The following is a 17,434-nucleotide window of genomic DNA, read 5'->3' as shown; positions in this document are numbered from 1 at the left end:
GTCGTTACTGGGCGTGGTTCAGCGCGATGTCCAGCGCATCGAAGTTGCGCAGCCGGCGCCCGGYGGCAATGCCGGTGACCGGGCGGTTGCAGATCAGCGGCACGCGCTGCTCSGAGACGCCGCCGTGCGAGCGCAGCGGCACTTCCAGCGCCGAGAGGTCGTGCCGGCTGGCCGAGGTGCCGATGACCGTGCTCTGCTCGCTGACCACCACGATGTCGCCGATGCGRTCGGGCGGCAGYTCGAAGCGTTCGGCGGCGTCCTTGCGCGAGAGCACCAGCTCCATGCCGGGGATGCCCTTGATGCGCTCGATCCAGCCGGGCACGCTGGCTTCAGCGGGCGCGTASACGGTGGCGAAGGAGCCGAGCGCGCCGTGGTGCACCACGTAGGGGTCGGTGATCGGCAGGATGACCCGTGCCTCGTCCTGGCCGTACCAGCCGTCGAGCACGTCCTGCAGGTAGATGACCTTGGGCGCGCCGGCTGCGTCGTGCTTGTCGTTCATGCCGTGGTCGGCGGTGACGACGATGGTGGCGCCCAGGGCGTCSAGYTGYGCGAGGTAGCCGTCCATCATGGCGTAGAAGGCGTTGGCGGCGGGGCTGCCGGGGGCGGCCTTGTGCTGCACGTAGTCGGTGGTCGACAGGTACATGAGGTCGGGGCGGCGCGACGCCATGAGCTTGACGCCGGCGGCGAAGACGAACTCCGACAGTTCGGCGCTGTACACCGAGGGCACGGGCATGCCGACCATGTCGAGCACGTTGTCGATGCCGTTCTCCTCCATCGTCACCTGGTCGGACTTCTCCGACGAGAAGCAGATGCCCTTCATGCGGTGGCCCAGGAGCTTGCGCAGCTTGTCCTTGGCGGTCACCACCGCGACCTTGGCGCCCGCATCCGCGAAGGCGGCCAGCACGGTGCCCGCGCGCAGGTACTTGGGGTCGTTCATCATGACTTCCTGGCCGAGTTCGCGGTCGAAGAAGTAGTTGCCGCAGATGCCGTGCACGGCGGGTGGCACGCCGGTCACGATGGACAGGTTGTTGGGGTTGGTGAACGAGGGCACCACGCAGTCGGCCAGCAGGTCGGCGCCGGACTTTCTCATGCGGTCGAAGTACGGGGCCACGCCGGCGGCGATCGCCGCGTCGAGGTACGCGGGCTCGCAGCCGTCGACGCACACCACGACCACCGGGCGCGACATCCAGCGGTAGCTGCGGGCGTTGACTTCGAGTGTCTCCTGTGTCATTTCAGACTTCCTTTTGGGGTGGGTTGTTCGGGGCTTCAATGGGAGCGGAATCGGCGCGGCCGAAGGCCTTGTGCATGCGGGCGCGACTGTCGGCGACGTGCTGGCGCAGCGCCTGCCCAGCGATGTCGGGATTGCCGCTGGCAATGGCATCGACGATCACGCGGTGCTCGTCGGCCGAGACCCGCAGGCCGCCGCCGCTGTCGAGCGCGCGCATTCTGAAAAGGTGCAGTTCCTTGACCAGGCGCTTGTAGGTTTCGGTCAGCTTCTTGCTGCCTGCGGTGTCGAGCAGGATTTCGTGGAACTGCAGGTTGAGCTGCGCGTATTGCTCCACGTCCTGCGCCTGGGCTGCCGAACGCATCGCGTCGAGCATGGCGCGCAGGCGCTCGATGGCGTCGGGCTTGATGGCAACCGCCACGCGCCGACCGATGACTTCTTCCAGCGCCTCGCGCAGCTCGTAGATTTCGTCGGCTTCCTCGAACGCGATCTCGCGCACGAAGACGCCGCGGTTCTTTTCGTTGCGCACGAGGCCGGCCTCTTCCAGCGCCCGCAGCGCTTCCCGGATGGGGCCGCGGCTGGTGTTGAAGCGCTGCGAAAGCTCGCTCTCGTTGATGCGGCTACCGACGGGAAGCTCGCCCGTCATGATCAAACGCTCGATTTCTTCCTGCATCAGCATCGGCAGCGAGCTGGACTGGAGGAATGCGAGGGCGGCGGAGTGATTGCTGGTGACCATGGGGGCGTATTTTCCCGATGAATTGAAAACTGTCAACAATTTTTTATTGACAGTCTTCAATCACCAATCTACATTTTGCTCACCGGAGCTTGGTACAGCCATTGCCGGAGCCCGCCACTCACCCCTTCCAGTGACAGCAAGCCCTCTCAGGAGAAACAGATGACGATGAAACAAAGCACGCGCCGTCTCACGGCGGTTCTGTGTGCGGCAGCGCTGGGCCTTGCGGCCAGCGGCGCCGCATGGGCGCAAAAGACCTCGCTCCTGGTCTACACGGCGCTCGAGACCGACGCCATGAAGCTCTACAAGGACGCCTTCGAAAAAGCCAACCCCGACATCGAGGTGAAGTGGGTGCGCGACTCCACCGGCATCGTCACCGCCAAGCTGCTGGCCGAAAAAGCCAACCCGCAGGCCGACGTGGTGGCCGGCCTGGCCGCCAGCAGCCTCGCGCTGCTGCAGCAGGAAGGCATGCTCCTGCCCTACGAGCCCAAGGGCTTCAAGGAGCTGAACCCGGCCTACTCCGATGCCGCGCGCCCGCCGGCCTGGGTGGGCATGGACGTGTGGGCCGCCACCATCTGCTTCAACCGCGTAGAGGCCAAGAAGCTGAACCTGCCCAAGCCGGAAACCTGGCAGGACCTGGCCAAGCCGGTCTACAAGGGCACGATCACCATGCCCCACCCGGCCTCCAGCGGCACGGGCTACCTCGACGTGTCTTCCTGGCTGCAGAACATGGGCGACGCCGAGGGTTGGAAGTACATGGACGCGCTGCACCAGAACATCGCGCAGTACGTGCACTCGGGCTCCAAGCCCTGCAAGCAGGCCGGCGCGGGTGAGTTCCCCATCGGCATCTCGTTCGAGTTCCGCGCGCACCAGGTCAAGAAGTCGGGCGCGCCGGTCGACCTGATCTTCCCGAAGGAAGGCCTGGGCTGGGACATCGAGGCCACCAGCATCATGAAGACGAGCAAGAAGCTGGACCAGGCCAAGCGCTTCGCCGACTGGATGGCCAGCAAGGAGGCCAACCAGATCACTTCCACCTGGTGGGCGGTGGTGGCCTACCCCGGCGTGGCCTCGAAGCTGGAAGGCATTCCGGACAACTACGAAAAGCTGCTGGCAAAGAACGACATCAACTGGGCGGCAAAGAACCGCGAGCGCATCCTGGCCGAGTGGAGCAAGCGCTACGAAGGCAAGGCCGAACCGAAATAGGGCTCGCCCCCAGGCTGCGCGCACTTCGTGTCGCTTCGCCAACCCCCTACCGGGGGCGACACCTGCGGCCCGGCAAAGCCGGTTCCGCGGTGTCCCACGAATCGGTTCGACAGGCCCGTAGTCCCTCTCACAACCCGCGACGCCCATTCCCGAGGCGTGCGCCAACGACGAGTGCGAAAAATGGATATGACCGACACCAAGTTCATTGCCAGCCCGGTGCCTGCTAGCGCTCCCGCAGCGCTCGAGATCATCGGCGTGCGCAAGGACTTCGAATCCTTCAGTGCGCTGCGCGACGTGCACCTGCGGGTGAACCCGGGCGAGATGCTGTGCTTTCTCGGCCCCTCGGGCTGCGGCAAGACCACGCTGCTGCGCATCATCGCGGGGCTGGAGACGCAGACCTCCGGGCAGATCCTGCAAAACGGCAAGGACGTCTCGTGGCTGCCGCCAAACCGGCGCGACTACGGCATCGTGTTCCAGTCGTATGCGCTGTTTCCCAACCTGTCGATCGCCGAGAACATCGGCTATGGCCTGGTCAACAGCCGTGCCCGGCGCGGCGAGATCAAGGCCCGCGTCGAAGAGCTGCTGAAGCTGGTCGGCCTGCCGACCTCGGGCAGCAAATACCCCAGCCAGCTCTCCGGCGGGCAGCAGCAGCGCGTGGCGCTGGCACGGGCCCTTGCCACGCGGCCCGGCCTGCTGCTGCTCGACGAGCCGCTGTCGGCGCTCGATGCGCTGGAGCGCATCCGGCTGCGCGGCGAAATCCGCCGGCTGCAGAAGCAGGTCGGCATCACGACCATCATGGTCACGCACGACCAGGAAGAAGCGTTGTCGATGGCGGACCGCATCGTGGTCATGAACCACGGCGTGATCGAGCAGGTCGGCACGCCGATGGAAGTCTATGAACAGCCGGCCACGCCCTTCGTTGCAGATTTCGTCGGCAAGGTCAACGTGCTGCGCGCGGTGGCGCTGGGCAACCAGCGCTTCAAGGTGGGCGATATGGAACTGCAGTGCGATGCCTGCGACGGCGCCTTCGAGCCCGGCGAAGCCGTCAATCTCTACCTGCGCCCCGAAGACCGTGCGGTCGAGCACCTGCGTGACGACACGGCCAACCGCCTGCGGGCGCTGGTCACCAAGGTCGAGTTCCTCGGCGGCCTCTGCATCGCCGAGGTCACAGCCGATGCGCTGCACGGCCAGGCGCTGGGCCTGCACTTCTCGCTCAACCAGCTGCACGACCTGGACATCCGCGAAGGCAACACCATCGACATCGCGCTGCGCGCAAACCGCATCCGCGCCTTCTCCGCCCGCGCACCGAAGCCATGAACACGCTGGCCCGCCCTCTTCCCGCACTCGCCGCATTCAACGCACGCCCCGTCATGCGCTGGAGCCGAGACGAAACCATTGCCCGGGCGATCCTGCTCGTGGTGATGGTGATGCTGTTCGTGTTCCTGATCGCGCCGCTGCTGACCATCCTGGCGCATGCGGTGCAGGACAGGGAGGGCCGCTTCGTCGGCCTCACCCACTTCATCACCTACTTCCAGACGCCCAGCCTGCTGCGCGCGGCATGGAACTCGATCTGGGTGTCGGCTGCCGTGGTGATGATCTCGGTGCCCACTGCCTTCGTCTTCGCGTACGCACTCACACGCAGCCGCATGCCGACGCCGCTCAAGGCGGTGTTCCGCCTCATCGCGCTGATTCCGCTGCTGGCGCCCTCGCTGCTCTCGGCCATTTCCTTCGTGCAGTGGTTCGGCAACCAGGGAGCGCTCAAGTTCCTGCTGGGCGGCGTGTCGATCTACGGCGCGCCGGGGATCATCATGGCGGAGGTCTACAACACCTTTCCGCATGCGCTGATGATCCTGGTCACCGCGCTGTCGCTGGCCGACGGCCGGCTGTACGAAGCGGCTACCGCGCTGCGCACGCGGCCGTTCCGCCAGTTCATGACCATCACGCTGCCGTCGTGCAAGTACGGCCTGATCAGCGCGGCCACCGTGGTCTTCACCTACGTGGTGAGCGACTTCGGCGCACCCAAGGTGATCGGCGGGAACTTCAACGTGCTGTCGGTCGATGTGTTCAAGCAGGTGGTGGGGCAGCACAACTTCTCCATCGGAGCGGTGGTGGGCATGCTGCTGCTCGTTCCGTCGATCATTTCCTTCGTCATCGACTACGTGGTGCGGCGCAAGCTGAAGGCGCAGCTCACGGCCCGCTCTGTGCCCTACAGCCCCAAGCGCCGCAAGCTCGCCGATCCGCTGCTGACGCTGTTCTGCACCGTGGTGTGCGGCCTGCTGCTGGCCACCATCGGCATGGCGATCTACACCTCGCTGATCTCGCTGTGGCCTTATGACCTGTCGCTCACGCTCAAGCACTACCACTTCGTGCTGATCGAAAGCGACATGGCCGACGCCTACACCAACAGCCTGATCGTCGCCATGGCCACCGCCGTGGCCGGCTCGCTCATCGTGTTCGTGGGCGCCTACCTGATCGAGAAGACGCGCAACCTGGGCCTGATGCGCAAGGGCATGCACCTGATGGCGGTGCTGTCGATGGCGGTGCCGGGCCTGGTGCTCGGCCTGGGCTACGTGATGTTCTTCAACCATCCGGCCAACCCGCTGAACTTTCTCTACCAGACGATGGCGATCCTGATCATCTCGATGGTGGTGCACTACTACACCTCGAGCCATCTCACGGCCGTGACGGCGCTCAAGCAGATCGACAACGAGTTCGAGGCCGTGTCGGCCTCGCTCAAGGTGCCGTTCTTCAAGACCTTCCTGCGGGTGACGGTGCCGGTGTGCCTGCCGGCCATCCTGGACATCGGGCGCTATTTCTTCGTGGTGTCGATGGCCAGCCTGTCTTGCGCCATCTTTCTCTACACGCCGGAGACCATCCTGGCTTCGGTCGCGATCATGCATCTGGACGACGCCGGCGACATCGGCCCGGCGGCGGCGCTGGCCAGCCTGATCGTCGTCACCTCGACCGTCGTGTGCATCGCCTATTCGCTGCTCACGCGCGTGCTGCTGTCGCGCACGCAGGCCTGGCGCAACCTGAGCCGCGGCTGAAGCCAAGACAACCCTTGCCCCCGTTCCCTTCCTTGCCTGGAGACATCATGAGTCAAGCCGACTACCCCATCCTGCTCACCCCCGGCCCCCTGACCACTTCGGACCGCACACGCAATGCGATGCTGCGCGACTGGGGATCGTGGGACGCCGACTTCAACCAGATCACCGCGCGCATCCGCAAGGAAGTGTTGAACATCGTGCACGGCACGGGCACGCATGAATGCGTTCCGTTGCAAGGCAGCGGCACCTTCTCGGTGGAAGCGGCCATCGGCACCGTGGTTCCGCGCGACGGCCATGTGCTGGTGCCGAGCAACGGCGCCTACTGCCAGCGCCTGGCCAAGATCTGCAAGGTGCTCGGGCGCAAGCTGAGCACCATCGACTACACGGAAGAAAAGCAGGTCTCGCCCGCCGACGTCGACCGCGCGCTCGCGGCCGACCCAAGCATCACCCACGTCGCGGTGGTGCATTGCGAGACCGGCGCCGGCGTGCTCAACCCGCTGCACGAGATCGCGATGGTCGTCGCGAAGCACGGCTGCGGGCTGATCATCGACGCCATGAGTTCCTTCGGCGCCATCGAGATCGATGCGCGCAAGACGCCCTTCGACGCGGTCGTCGCCGCGTCGGGCAAGTGCCTCGAAGGCGTGCCGGGCATGGGCTTCGTGGTCATCAAGCGCAGCACGCTCGAAAAATGCGAAGGCAACTGCCACTCGCTGAGCATGGACCTGTACGACCAGTGGGTGTACATGGAAAAGACCACGCAATGGCGCTTCACGCCGCCCACGCACGTGGTCGCGGCGCTCGACACAGCCATTGCGCAGTACGTCGAGGAAGGCGGCCTGAAGGCGCGCGGCGCACGCTACGCGCGCAACTGCAAGGGGCTCATCGACGGGCTGGCCGCGCTGGGCTTCCGCAGCTTCCTCGACCCGGCCATCCAGGCGCCGATCATCATCACCTTCCACGCGCCGGACGACGCCAACTACAACTTCAAGACCTTCTACCAGGAGGTCAAGAAGCGCGGCTACATCCTCTACCCCGGCAAGCTGACGCAGGTGGAGACCTTCCGCGTCGGCTGCATGGGGCACTTCGGCKAGGCGGGCATCCCGGGCGCGGTGGCGGCCATTGCCGACACGCTCGAGGCCATGGGCATCCGGCAGGTGTCGGTGCCCGTCGCGGCCTGAACGCCGGGACCCGAACGCCAGAGCCATTCGACCGGCGCATTGCAGCGCCGGTCCTACAACCGTGGAGCCGGCGCGCTTCACATAATTTCGCGCATGACGGCTCTGCGCAGCGACATCCCCGCCCGCCTGGACCGCCTGCCGTGGTCGCGCTGGCATTGGCGCGTGGTGATCGCGCTGGGCGTGGCCTGGGTTCTCGACGGCCTGGAGGTCACGCTGGTGGGCTCCATCGGCGCGGTTCTGGAGCGGCCCGACACGCTGGGGCTCACGGCCGGCGAGATCGGGCTGTCGGGCTCGGTGTACGTGGCGGGCGCGGTGGTCGGGGCCCTGCTCTTCGGGCGCATGACCGACCGGCTCGGGCGCAAGAAGCTCTTCCTGATCACGCTGGCGGTCTACACGGTGGGCACGCTGGCCACGGCCTTCTCGCCGAACTTCGCCTTCTTCGCGCTGTGTCGCTTCCTTACCGGGCTGGGCATCGGCGGCGAGTACGCGGCCATCAACTCGGCCATCGACGAACTGATTCCGGCGCGGGTGCGCGGGCGTGTCAACCTCGCGATCAACGGCAGCTTCTGGATCGGTGCCGCGCTGGGCGCGGCGCTCAGCCTGGTGCTGCTCGACGCGCGCGTGATCGGCCCGGTGTGGGGCTGGCGCGCCGGGTTCGCGCTGGGCGCGGTGCTGGCGGTGGCCATCCTGCTGGTGCGGCGCCACGTGCCCGAGAGCCCGCGCTGGCTCATTGCGCACGGGCGGGCCGACGAGGCGAAACGCATCGTCGAGCGCATAGAAGCAGAGGTTGAGGCGCAGCACGGCCCGCTGCCGGCGCCGCGGGGCTTCGTCGTGAACTACACAGCCGCCAGACCGAACAGCCCGCCGATGCGCCAGGTGGCCCGCGTGCTGTTCAAGCGCTATCCGCAACGCAGCATGGTCGCGCTGGCGCTGATGATTTCGCAGGCCTTCTTCTACAACGCGATCTTCTTCACCTACGCGCTGGTGCTCACCCGCTTCTACGGCGTGCCCGAGGGTAGCGTGGCGCTCTATATCTTTCCGTTCGCGCTGGGCAACGTGCTGGGGCCGCTGCTGCTGGGGCCGCTGTTCGACAGTGTGGGCCGGCGCCGCATGATCGCGCTGACCTATGTGCTCGCGGGCGTCGGCCTCGCGCTCACCGGCTGGGCCTTCATGCAGGGCTGGCTCGACGCACGCAGTCAGGCGCTGTGCTGGTCGGCGGTGTTCTTCCTGGCGTCGGCGGCGGCGAGTTCGGCGTATCTCACCGTGAGCGAGGTGTTTCCGCTGGAGATGCGCGCGATCGCCATCGCGATCTTCTATGCGGTCGGCATGGGCGCGGGCGGCTTCGCGGCGCCGCTGCTGTTCGGCCTGCTGATCGAGACCGGCAGCCGCGGCGCCGTGATGGTGGGTTATTGCATCGGGGCCGGACTGGTCATCGTGGCGGGGCTGCTGGCGCTGCGCCACGCGGTCGATGCGGAACGCAAGCCGCTGGAGGAAGTGGCGCCGCCGCTTGCCTCCGAGACCGGCGGCGAGCGCTGAGCAGCTTTACAGTCAGAGCGCGCAGGTACGGAAGCCGAAGAAGCCGTCGTCGCGCTCCGGCAGCGCGAAGCCGCGGCGGCGCAGCGATCGCAGGCGTGCCCGCGTCGCGAACGACGCTCCACGCAGCACGCGTGCCCGGCCGAAGCCCGCTGCCGGATCGAACCCGGTACCCTCGCTCCACGGATCGGCCCGATAGCCGGGCCAGGGCTGCAAGGTGCCCGCGGTCCACTCATGAACGTCGGCCCAGCGGAAGCCGCGCCGCACGGCGTGGTGGGCAGCGATCTCCCATTCGACCTCGGTAGCCAGGCGCCTCCCGGCCCATCGTGCCCAGGCATCGGCCTCCCACCAGTTCAGGTGCACGACGCTGTGGTGGCCGGCCGCGCGCACGGTGGCGCCGAAGCGCCGCTGCAGCACCGAGCCGCCCGTGCCGTTGCGCGCCGCGCCGATCTGCTCGACGTGGCGCGGCCCGCGCCGGCCCTCGATCTGCGCGCCGAGCCAGCGCCAGCCTTCGCCGTGCCAAAGTTCCTCGCGGTCGTAGCCGCCGTCCTCGACGAACTCGATGTACTGGTTCCAGGTGACGGGCTGCGCGTCGATCTCGAATTCGGGTACGTCCACCCGGTGCGCGGCGCGTTCCTGCGCGAAGGCGAAGCCGCTCTCGGGCATGCCCAGCTCCCAGCGCGTGGCCGGCAACAGCAGCGGCTCGCGGGTGACGGCGATGGGCGCCTGCTCGACGCCCAGCGGCAGCCCCAGCGTCTGCGCCATCACCACGAACTGCTCTCCGCGCATGTCCTCGTGGAACAGCGCGAGACGGTAGAAGTACAGCCCGGCATCGGTCTCGGCCGCGTTGTCGAGCAGGTCGAGCGTGCTCTCCAGCGTGTCCAGGAGATAAGCCTTGGTCTGCGCGAGATCGGGCAGGTCCGGAATTGCGTGCTCCTGCGCCCGGGGCATCCGCTGCAGGCTCCACCAGTCGTCCGCGCCAGGCTCGATGGACGCCAGCCGGGTCGGACGCACCGGACAGTCGCTGCCGAAGGAGCGTTGCGTGTTGCGCCCGATCCACCATTCGGCGAACCAGCCGATGTAGCCGGCCAGCCAGACGGGCGGCACCACGTCGGGCATCGGCTCCACGCGCATTGCCCGCCCCAGCGCCTGCTCGAAGAGCGACAACAGGTGCAGGGTGTGGTTGCGAGCGTCGATCAACGCCAGCGACAGCATGTCGCGGCCGGCCCGGCACATGTCGGGGGAGTCGATGGACTGCGGCGTTGCCGCAGCCGCGGCCGGAGGAAGGCGCGGTGTGTGGGCCATCCGGCATTATCGCCACGGCCCTTCCCCCGGGTAGCCCCCCAAACGACACTTTCGATTGCACCTATAAAATCCACCCCGCCTCATGCACCCGACCCGCCGGCGCACAACGCCGGTGCGTCGGGTGCGTTCGTATATGGAGGCGATCCAATACAAAAATGGAGATGTGATGCAAGGCTTGCTGAAGCTGTCCCGGGCCATCGACTGGCTCAACGCCCAGGTGGGCAAGTACGCGATATGGCTGATCCTGGCCGCCACGGTGATCAGCGCACTCAACGCCATCGTGCGCAAGGTGCTCAATACCAGTTCGAACGCCTTCCTCGAAGTGCAGTGGTATCTGTTCGCCTGGTCGTTCCTGATCGCCGCCGGCTTCACGCTGCTGCACCGGGAACACGTGCGCATCGACGTGCTCAACAGCCGCCTGTCCAAGCGCAAGCAGGTCTGGATCGACATCATCGGATTCGCGTTCTTCCTGACCCCGCTGTGCCTGACGGTGCTCTACCTGTCGGTGCCCGTGGTCATCCAGATGTATCAATCGGGCGAAATGTCCGGCAACTCGGGCGGCCTGATCCGCTGGCCCGTGTGGGCGGCGCTGCCGGCCGGCTTCACGCTGCTGCTGCTGCAGGGCTGGTCGGAGCTCATCAAGCGCATCGCCTTCCTGCGCGGCCAGGGCCCCGACCCGATGGGCCGCCTGACCGACAAGACGGCCGAGGCCGAGCTGATCGAGGCCTTGCGCCTGCAGGCCGAAAAGGACGCCGCACAAGCCGCGGCCGAAACGGGCGCCGCGCCCAAGCCTCAGCACTGAACAGGCGAGCACCGAACACCATGGAATTCATCGTCGCCAATTTCGCCCCGATCATGTTCGCGGGGCTGATCTGCTTCCTTCTACTGGGCTTCCCGGTCGCTTTCAGCCTCGGTGCCTGCGGCCTGTTCTTCGGCCTCGTCGGCGTCGAGCTGGGCGTGTTCCAGTCCTCGGTGATGGCCTGGCTGCCCCAGCGGCTGATCGGCATCATGGCCAACGACACGCTGCTGGCGGTGCCGTTCTTCACGCTCATGGGGCTCATCCTCGAGCGAAGCGGCATGGCGGAAGACCTGCTCGACACGGTCGGCCAGGTCTTCGGCCCGATGCGCGGCGGCCTCGCCCTGGCGGTGATCTTCGTCGGCGCACTGCTCGCGGCAACCACCGGCGTGGTGGCTGCCTCGGTGATCTCGATGGGCCTGATCTCGCTGCCCATCATGCTGCGCTACGGCTACGACCGGCGGCTGGCCAGCGGCGTCATCGCCGCCTCGGGTACGCTGGCGCAGATCATCCCGCCCTCGCTGGTGCTGATCATCATGGCCGACCAGCTCGGGCGCAGCGTCGGCGACATGTACAAGGGCGCCTTCCTGCCCGGCTTCATGCTGATGGGCCTGTACGTGCTCTACGTCGTGTTCCTCGCGATCTTCAAGCCCGCTCAGGTGCCTGCGCTGCCGTCCGAGGCGCGCACCTTCCGCGAGCCCAACGGCAGCGGCGGCTATCCCTCGCTGGTCGGCATCACCGCCCTGTCGGCCGTCGTGGCCGTCGTGCTGGCACGCAACATGGAGGCCGTGCACACCTGGTTCCAGGGCGAACCCGTCACCTTCGTGGCCACCGACGAGAAGGTCGTGGTCGCCATGTGCGGCGGCGTGTTCGTGGCGCTGGTGATCGCGCTGATCAACAAAGGCCTGAAGCTCAACCTGCTGTCCCGGCTGGCCGAGCGCGTGACCTTCGTGCTGATCCCGCCGCTGCTGCTCATCTTCCTGGTGCTGGGCACCATCTTCCTGGGCGTCGCGACACCCACCGAGGGCGGCGCGATGGGGGCGGTCGGCGCGCTGGTCATGGCCTGGATCCGCCGTCGCATGAGCCTGCCGCTGCTCAAGCAGGCCCTGGCCTCGACCACCAGGCTGTCGAGCTTCGTGATGTTCATCCTGATCGGTGCCACGGTGTTCAGCCTGGTGTTCCAGGCCGCCGACGGCCCGATCTGGGTCGAGCATCTGCTGTCGGGCCTGCCCGGCGGCCCGGTGGGCTTCCTGATCGCGGTGAACGTGCTGGTGTTCTTCCTGGCGTTCTTCCTGGACTACTTCGAGCTGTCGTTCATCGTGGTGCCGCTGCTGGCGCCGGTGGCGCACAAGCTGGGCATCGACCTGATCTGGTTCGGCGTGCTGCTCGCGGTGAACATGCAGACCTCGTTCATGCACCCACCCTTCGGCTTCGCCCTCTTCTTCCTGCGCTCCGTGGCGCCCGACAAGCAGTACGTCGACCGGGTGACGCAGAAGGTCATGGAGCCCGTGACGACGATGCAGATCTACAAGGGCGCGATCCCCTTCGTGCTGATCCAGCTCACGATGGTGAGCGTGCTGATCGCGTTCCCGCAGATCGTGACGGGCAGCCTGGACAAGGAGGTCAAGGTCAACCTCGACGACATCGGTGCCCAGATGCGCGAAAGCCTGCAGCCCGAGAACGACGCTACGCCCGCCGACCCCTACGGCGCCCCTCCCGAGCCTGCGCCGGCGCCGGATGCTGAACCCGCGGCACCGGCTGCGGAAGGCACGGCGGCGCCCGCGCCCGCGCCCGAGCCCACCCCGGCGGACAGCGGTGCCAGCGACGACCCGATGAAGGCGATGCAGGACGCGCTCAAGCAGCAGGCCAAGCCTTGAGCGTCGCGCCCCGGAGCCTTCCGGGGCGTACATGAAAAAAAGGCCGGCCCGTTCGCACGGGCCGGCCTTTTTCATGTGAACCGCGGCAGGATCAGATCTTGACGGTGTTCATGTACTGGTTGAACGGGTACTCCGAGAAGCGGTTCCACAGGATCTGGTCGCGCTGGAACGTACGCATGTCCTGGTGGATCTTCTTGAACTCGGGCGACTTGGCCTCGTGCTCGGCGAAGACTTCCATCGAAGCCTTGAAGCCAGCGTCCATCACCGCCTTGGGGAACGGCTTGAGCTGCGTCTTGGCGGCCACGAGGCGCTTGAGCGCCACCGGGTTGTAGGCGTCGTACTTGGCGATCATGTCGCGTGCGGCAACCTTGGTGGCCGCGTCGAGGATGGCCTTGTTCTCGTCCGACAGCTTGGCGTAGGCCTTGTTGTTGATGAAGAACTCGAGGTCGGCGCCGCCTTCCCACCAGCCGGGGTAGTAGTAGTACGGGGCAACCTTGTTGAAGCCCAGCTTCTCGTCGTCGTAGGGGCCGACGAACTCGGCCGCGTCCAGCGTGCCCTTCTCGAGCGCCTGGTACACGTCGCCGGCGGGCATGTTCTGCGACACCACGCCCAGCTTGGCCATCGCCTCGCCGAACACGCCGCCGCCCATGCGCATCTTCAGGCCCTTCAGGTCGGCGACCGTCTTGATTTCCTTGCGGTACCAGCCGCCCATCTGCGTGCCGGTGTTGCCGGCGCTGGCGGTGCGGAAGTTGTATTGCGCGAAGAAGGCGTCGAGCAGCTTGCGGCCGTTGCCGTATTCCTTCCAGGAGTCGGTCTGGCGCGCGGTCAGGCCGAAGGGCACTGCGCAGCTGAACGCGAAGATCGGGTCCTTGCCGGTGAAGTAGTAGGCGGCGGTCTGCGCCATTTCGAGGGTGTCGCCCTGCAGAGCGTCGACCACGCCGAAGGCGGGCATCAGTTCACCGGCGGGGTGCACGGAGATTTCGAACTTGCCGCCGGACAAGGCCTTGACGGTCTTGGACAGCATTTCGGCGCTACCGAAAATCGTGTCGAGCGAACGGGGGAAGCTCGACGCCAGGCGCCAGCGCACTGCGGTCTGCGCATGGACGGCGGGTGCGATGCCGGCGGCCAAAACGCCGGCGATGCCGGCGTTTTTTATGAGGGAACGACGATCCATTGAATTCACTCCGGGTTCTTTTAGAAAAACGAAACGCGGCTTGTGACCGCGCTGGGGACTTTCGGGTAAGTCTCCTTGATTGTAAAAAGCGCTTACAGGTGTCCGGCCGGGGTTTACCCTGCGCTCCGGATAGCGAAGCGCTCGCGGATCGAGGCCTCGATGCCCGCGGCATCGAGGCCGATGCCCGCCAGCAGCTTTGCCGGATCGCCATGCTCGATGAACTGGTCGGGCAGGCCCAGCTGCAGCACCGGCTTCTGCACGCCGGCATGCTGCAGCGCCTCGAGCACCGCGCTGCCCGCGCCGCCCATGACCGCGCCCTCTTCCAGCGTGACGATGGCATCGTGCGTGTCCGCGACCTTCAGCAGCAACTCGACGTCCAGCGGCTTGGCCCAGCGCATGTTGACCACCGTGGCGTCGAGCGACTCCGCCGCCGTGAGCGCCGGATACAGCAGCGTGCCGAAGGCCAGGATGGCGATGCCCTTGCCCTCGCGGCGGACCTCGCCCTTGCCGAAGGGCAGCGCATCGAGCGTGAGATGCGGCGCCACGCCGGCACCCGAGCCGCGCGGATAACGTACGGCCACCGGATGGTTCTGCTCATAGGCGCTGGTGAGCAATTGGCGGCACTCGCACTCGTCGGCCGGGCAGGCGATGCTCATGTTCGGGATGCAGCGCAGGAACGGGATGTCGTATGCGCCCGCGTGCGTCGCGCCGTCGGCGCCCACCAGGCCCGCGCGGTCGAGCGCGAACACCACCGGCAGGTTCTGAATGGCAACGTCGTGGATCAGTTGGTCGTAGGCGCGCTGCAGGAAGGTCGAATAGATCGCGACCACTGGCTTCAGGCCCTCGCAGGCCAGGCCGGCGGCGAAGGTCACGGCATGCTGCTCGGCGATGCCCACGTCGTAGTAGCGGTCGGGGAAGCGCTTCTCGAACTCCACGAGCCCCGAGCCCTCGCGCATCGCGGGCGTGATGCCCACGAGCCGGCCGTCGGCGGCCGCCGTGTCGCACAGCCACTGGCCGAAAACCTGCGTGAAGGTCTGCTTGGCGACGGCGGTGGACTTGACCAGCCCCACCTGCGGATCGAACTTGCCCGGGCCGTGGTAGGCCACCGGATCGGCCTCGGCCAGCTTGTAGCCCTGCCCCTTCTTCGTGACCACGTGCAGGAACTGCGGGCCATCGAGGTGCTTGAGGTTCTCGAGCGTGGGCACCAGCGAATCGAGGTCGTGGCCATCGATGGGGCCCACGTAGTTGAAGCCGAACTGCTCGAACAGCGTGGCCGGCACGACCATGCCCTTGGCATGCTGCTCCAGCCGCTTGGCCAGCTCGAACAACGGCGGCGCGTTGCGCAGCACGCTCTTGCCGACATTCTTGGCGGCGGCATAGAAGTTGCCGCTCATCAGCTGCGCGAGATAGCGGTTGAGCGCGCCCACCGGCGGGCTGATCGACATGTCGTTGTCGTTCAGGATCACCAGCAGCTTGCAGTCGCACACGCCCGCGTTGTTCAGCGCCTCGAAGGCCATGCCGGCGGTCAGCGCGCCGTCGCCGATGATGGCGACGGTGTAGCGGTCCTCGCCCTTCTGCTTGGCGGCCATGGCCATGCCGAGTGCGGCCGAGATGCTGGTCGACGAGTGGGCGGTGCCGAAGGTGTCGTACTCGCTCTCGGTGCGCTGCGGAAAGCCCGAGATGCCGCCGATCTGCCGCAGCGTGGGCATGCGCTCGCGCCGGCCCGTGAGGATCTTGTGCGGATAGGTCTGGTGGCCCACGTCCCACACCAGCCGATCGTGCGGCGTGTTGAACACGTGGTGCAGCGCGACCGTCAACTCGACGGTGCCCAGGTTGGAACTCAGGTGGCCGCCGGTGCGGGAGACGTTGTCGAGCACGCAGGCGCGCACCTCGTCGGACAGCTGGCGCAGCTGGGCCCGGTCGTATTTGCGGATGGGCGAGGGGTCGTGGAATGTGGGAAGCAGCGGAGCAGCCATGGGAGGTATTTTCTTTTCTCAGTGTTCGATCACGCTTCGTGCGGCCCGCAACGCACGAAACTGCCGCGATTCAGTCGGGAGACACCGCGCAACCGGCTTTGCCGGGCCGCTGGTATCGCCCCCTGGAAGGGGGTTGGCGAAGCGGCAAGAAGTGCGCGAAGACTGGGGGGCAGTTTCATCCTAGCGGTCGCGGTCGACCACCATGTGGGCGAGCGCGCGCAATGCCGCGGTGTCGGCGAGGCCGCTGCGCTCCAGCGCGGCGAGCGCATCGGCCAGCAGCTGGCGGGCCTGGGTGCGGGCGCCGTCGAGGCCGAGCAGCGACACGTAGGTAGGCTTGTCGGCGGCGGCGTCCTTGCCGGCGGTCTTGCCCAGGGTCTGCGAATCGGCCGTGACGTCGAGGATGTCATCGACCACCTGGAACGCGAGGCCGATGGCCGCGCCGTAGTCGCGCAGCGCAGCCAGGGCGATCGGGCCGACGTAGCCACAAGCGGCGCCCATCTCGACGCTGCCCTGCAGCAGCGCGCCGGTCTTCAGGCGGTGCATTTCGCGCAGCTGCGCCTCATTGAGCGCGATGCCGACGCTGGCCAGGTCGATGGCCTGGCCGCCGGCCATGCCCTGGCTGCCCGCGGCGCGGGCGAGCAATCGGCACAACAGGGCCTGGGTGGCCGCGGGAATCTCGTCGCCTTCTTCGTCACTTTCAGGCGTGAGCAGTTCGAAGGCCAGAGCCTGCAGGGCGTCGCCGGCCAGCAGAGCGTCGGCTTCGCCGAACTTGACGTGCACCGTGGGCTTGCCACGGCGCAGCACGTCGTTGTCCATGCACGGAAGGTCGTCGTGAACCAGCGAATAGGCGTGGATCAGTTCGGTGGCACAGGCCGCGCGCAGCGCGGCAGCCGCATTGCCGCCGACGGCCTCGCTGGCGGCCAGCACCAGCAGCGGCCGCAGGCGCTTGCCCCCGTCGAGCACGGCGTAGCGCATGGCGTCGCCCAGCAACACCGGGGCATCGACGCCGACCCAACGCGACAGCGCAGATTCGACATTCGCCAGATGGGGTTCGCTCCAGCCGGCGAGCGTGCGGGCGTCCCAGTGGGCGGAATTCAGCGTGGCGGCGCTCATTCAGGCGTCCAGACCTTCAGGCTGCCCGAATCGAGCACCTTGATCTGGTCTTCGACCGCCTGCAGCTTGTCGCGGCAGAAGGCGAGCAGCGCCGCGCCGCGCTGATAACTGACGAGCAGTTGATCCAGCGGCAGCTGGCCCGATTCGAGTTCCGCGACCAGTTGCTCCAGTTCCTGGAGCCCGGCTTCGTAACTGGCAGGCAGCGGACCCGTGTCGGGCGTTGCCGCCGGACTGGACGAGGAAGGGGGGGGCACCTTGGGCATGCAAGCGAAAC

Annotated in this window: 14 protein-coding genes; 7 read left to right on the top strand and 7 right to left on the bottom strand. The window is 67.0% G+C overall.

All coding sequences use genetic code 11. From position 1 onward, the window contains the following. Nucleotides 1-4 precede the first annotated feature (4 nt). Together phnA and QMO14_RS05385 are read right to left on the bottom strand one after the other, a co-directional pair. Entirely contained in the window at nucleotides 5-1,231 is a 1,227-nt protein-coding gene (gene phnA / locus QMO14_RS05390) for a phosphonoacetate hydrolase (protein ID WP_301505232.1), read from the bottom strand. A gap of 1 nt (nucleotide 1,232) precedes the next feature. Continuing rightward, entirely contained in the window at nucleotides 1,233-1,961 is a 729-nt protein-coding gene (locus tag QMO14_RS05385) for a phosphonate utilization associated transcriptional regulator (RefSeq protein ID WP_301505230.1), read from the bottom strand. A gap of 159 nt (nucleotides 1,962-2,120) precedes the next feature. On the opposite strand from QMO14_RS05385, the gene QMO14_RS05380 reads away from it, so the two are divergent. From QMO14_RS05380 to QMO14_RS05360, 5 genes are all read left to right on the top strand, one after another. Then, on the top strand, nucleotides 2,121-3,161 hold the full coding sequence (locus QMO14_RS05380) for a putative 2-aminoethylphosphonate ABC transporter substrate-binding protein (protein WP_301505228.1): 1,041 nt from the start codon (nucleotides 2,121-2,123) through the stop codon (nucleotides 3,159-3,161). Nucleotides 3,162-3,341: 180 nt separating this feature from the next. Then, nucleotides 3,342-4,478 (top strand): putative 2-aminoethylphosphonate ABC transporter ATP-binding protein, encoded by a 1,137-nt coding sequence (locus tag QMO14_RS05375; protein ID WP_301505227.1) that lies wholly within the window; start codon nucleotides 3,342-3,344, stop codon nucleotides 4,476-4,478. Continuing rightward, nucleotides 4,475-6,208: a putative 2-aminoethylphosphonate ABC transporter permease subunit gene (locus tag QMO14_RS05370; RefSeq protein ID WP_301505225.1), complete on the top strand. Its 1,734-nt coding sequence runs from the start codon at nucleotides 4,475-4,477 to the stop codon at nucleotides 6,206-6,208. The genes QMO14_RS05375 and QMO14_RS05370 overlap by 4 nt, the downstream gene beginning before the upstream one ends. 47 nt (nucleotides 6,209-6,255) lie before the next feature. After that, nucleotides 6,256-7,386: a 2-aminoethylphosphonate--pyruvate transaminase gene (locus QMO14_RS05365; protein ID WP_301505223.1), complete on the top strand. Its 1,131-nt coding sequence runs from the start codon at nucleotides 6,256-6,258 to the stop codon at nucleotides 7,384-7,386. Nucleotides 7,387-7,479: 93 nt separating this feature from the next. Next, nucleotides 7,480-8,922: an MFS transporter gene (locus tag QMO14_RS05360; RefSeq protein ID WP_301505220.1), complete on the top strand. Its 1,443-nt coding sequence runs from the start codon at nucleotides 7,480-7,482 to the stop codon at nucleotides 8,920-8,922. 12 nt (nucleotides 8,923-8,934) lie between these two features. Here the strand turns inward: QMO14_RS05360 and QMO14_RS05355 are convergent, their stop codons facing one another. Then, nucleotides 8,935-10,224 (bottom strand): SUMF1/EgtB/PvdO family nonheme iron enzyme, encoded by a 1,290-nt coding sequence (locus QMO14_RS05355; RefSeq protein WP_301505218.1) that lies wholly within the window; start codon nucleotides 10,222-10,224, stop codon nucleotides 8,935-8,937. A 166-nt stretch (nucleotides 10,225-10,390) separates the two neighbouring features. On the opposite strand from QMO14_RS05355, the gene QMO14_RS05350 reads away from it, so the two are divergent. Both QMO14_RS05350 and QMO14_RS05345 read left to right on the top strand, forming a co-directional pair. Further along, nucleotides 10,391-11,026, top strand: a complete 636-nt coding sequence (locus tag QMO14_RS05350; RefSeq protein ID WP_301505216.1) for a TRAP transporter small permease subunit — start codon at nucleotides 10,391-10,393, stop codon at nucleotides 11,024-11,026. A gap of 20 nt (nucleotides 11,027-11,046) precedes the next feature. Then, nucleotides 11,047-12,897, top strand: a complete 1,851-nt coding sequence (locus QMO14_RS05345; RefSeq protein WP_301505214.1) for a TRAP transporter large permease subunit — start codon at nucleotides 11,047-11,049, stop codon at nucleotides 12,895-12,897. Nucleotides 12,898-12,988: 91 nt separating this feature from the next. Here the strand turns inward: QMO14_RS05345 and QMO14_RS05340 are convergent, their stop codons facing one another. The 4 genes from QMO14_RS05340 to xseB form a co-directional block, all read right to left on the bottom strand. Then, nucleotides 12,989-14,071 carry a TRAP transporter substrate-binding protein gene (locus QMO14_RS05340; RefSeq protein ID WP_301505212.1) on the bottom strand — a complete coding sequence of 361 codons (1,083 nt, stop codon included), beginning with the start codon at nucleotides 14,069-14,071 and terminating at the stop codon, nucleotides 12,989-12,991. A gap of 113 nt (nucleotides 14,072-14,184) precedes the next feature. Continuing rightward, complete coding sequence (gene dxs, locus QMO14_RS05335; RefSeq protein WP_301505386.1) at nucleotides 14,185-16,056, bottom strand: 1-deoxy-D-xylulose-5-phosphate synthase; 1,872 nt, start codon at nucleotides 16,054-16,056, stop codon at nucleotides 14,185-14,187. Between the two features lie 171 nt (nucleotides 16,057-16,227). Next, entirely contained in the window at nucleotides 16,228-17,160 is a 933-nt protein-coding gene (locus QMO14_RS05330; RefSeq protein WP_301505210.1) for a polyprenyl synthetase family protein, read from the bottom strand. After that, nucleotides 17,157-17,423, bottom strand: a complete 267-nt coding sequence (gene xseB / locus QMO14_RS05325) for an exodeoxyribonuclease VII small subunit (RefSeq protein ID WP_007829283.1) — start codon at nucleotides 17,421-17,423, stop codon at nucleotides 17,157-17,159. Before xseB ends, QMO14_RS05330 begins: the two co-directional genes overlap by 4 nt. Nucleotides 17,424-17,434 lie beyond the last annotated feature (11 nt).

Source organism: Variovorax sp. CAN15 (genome assembly GCF_030462475.1).
Classification (GTDB): domain Bacteria; phylum Pseudomonadota; class Gammaproteobacteria; order Burkholderiales; family Burkholderiaceae_C; genus Variovorax.
Note: the sequence above shows the minus strand (reverse complement) of the source record. Positions and strands in the feature narration are given on the sequence as shown.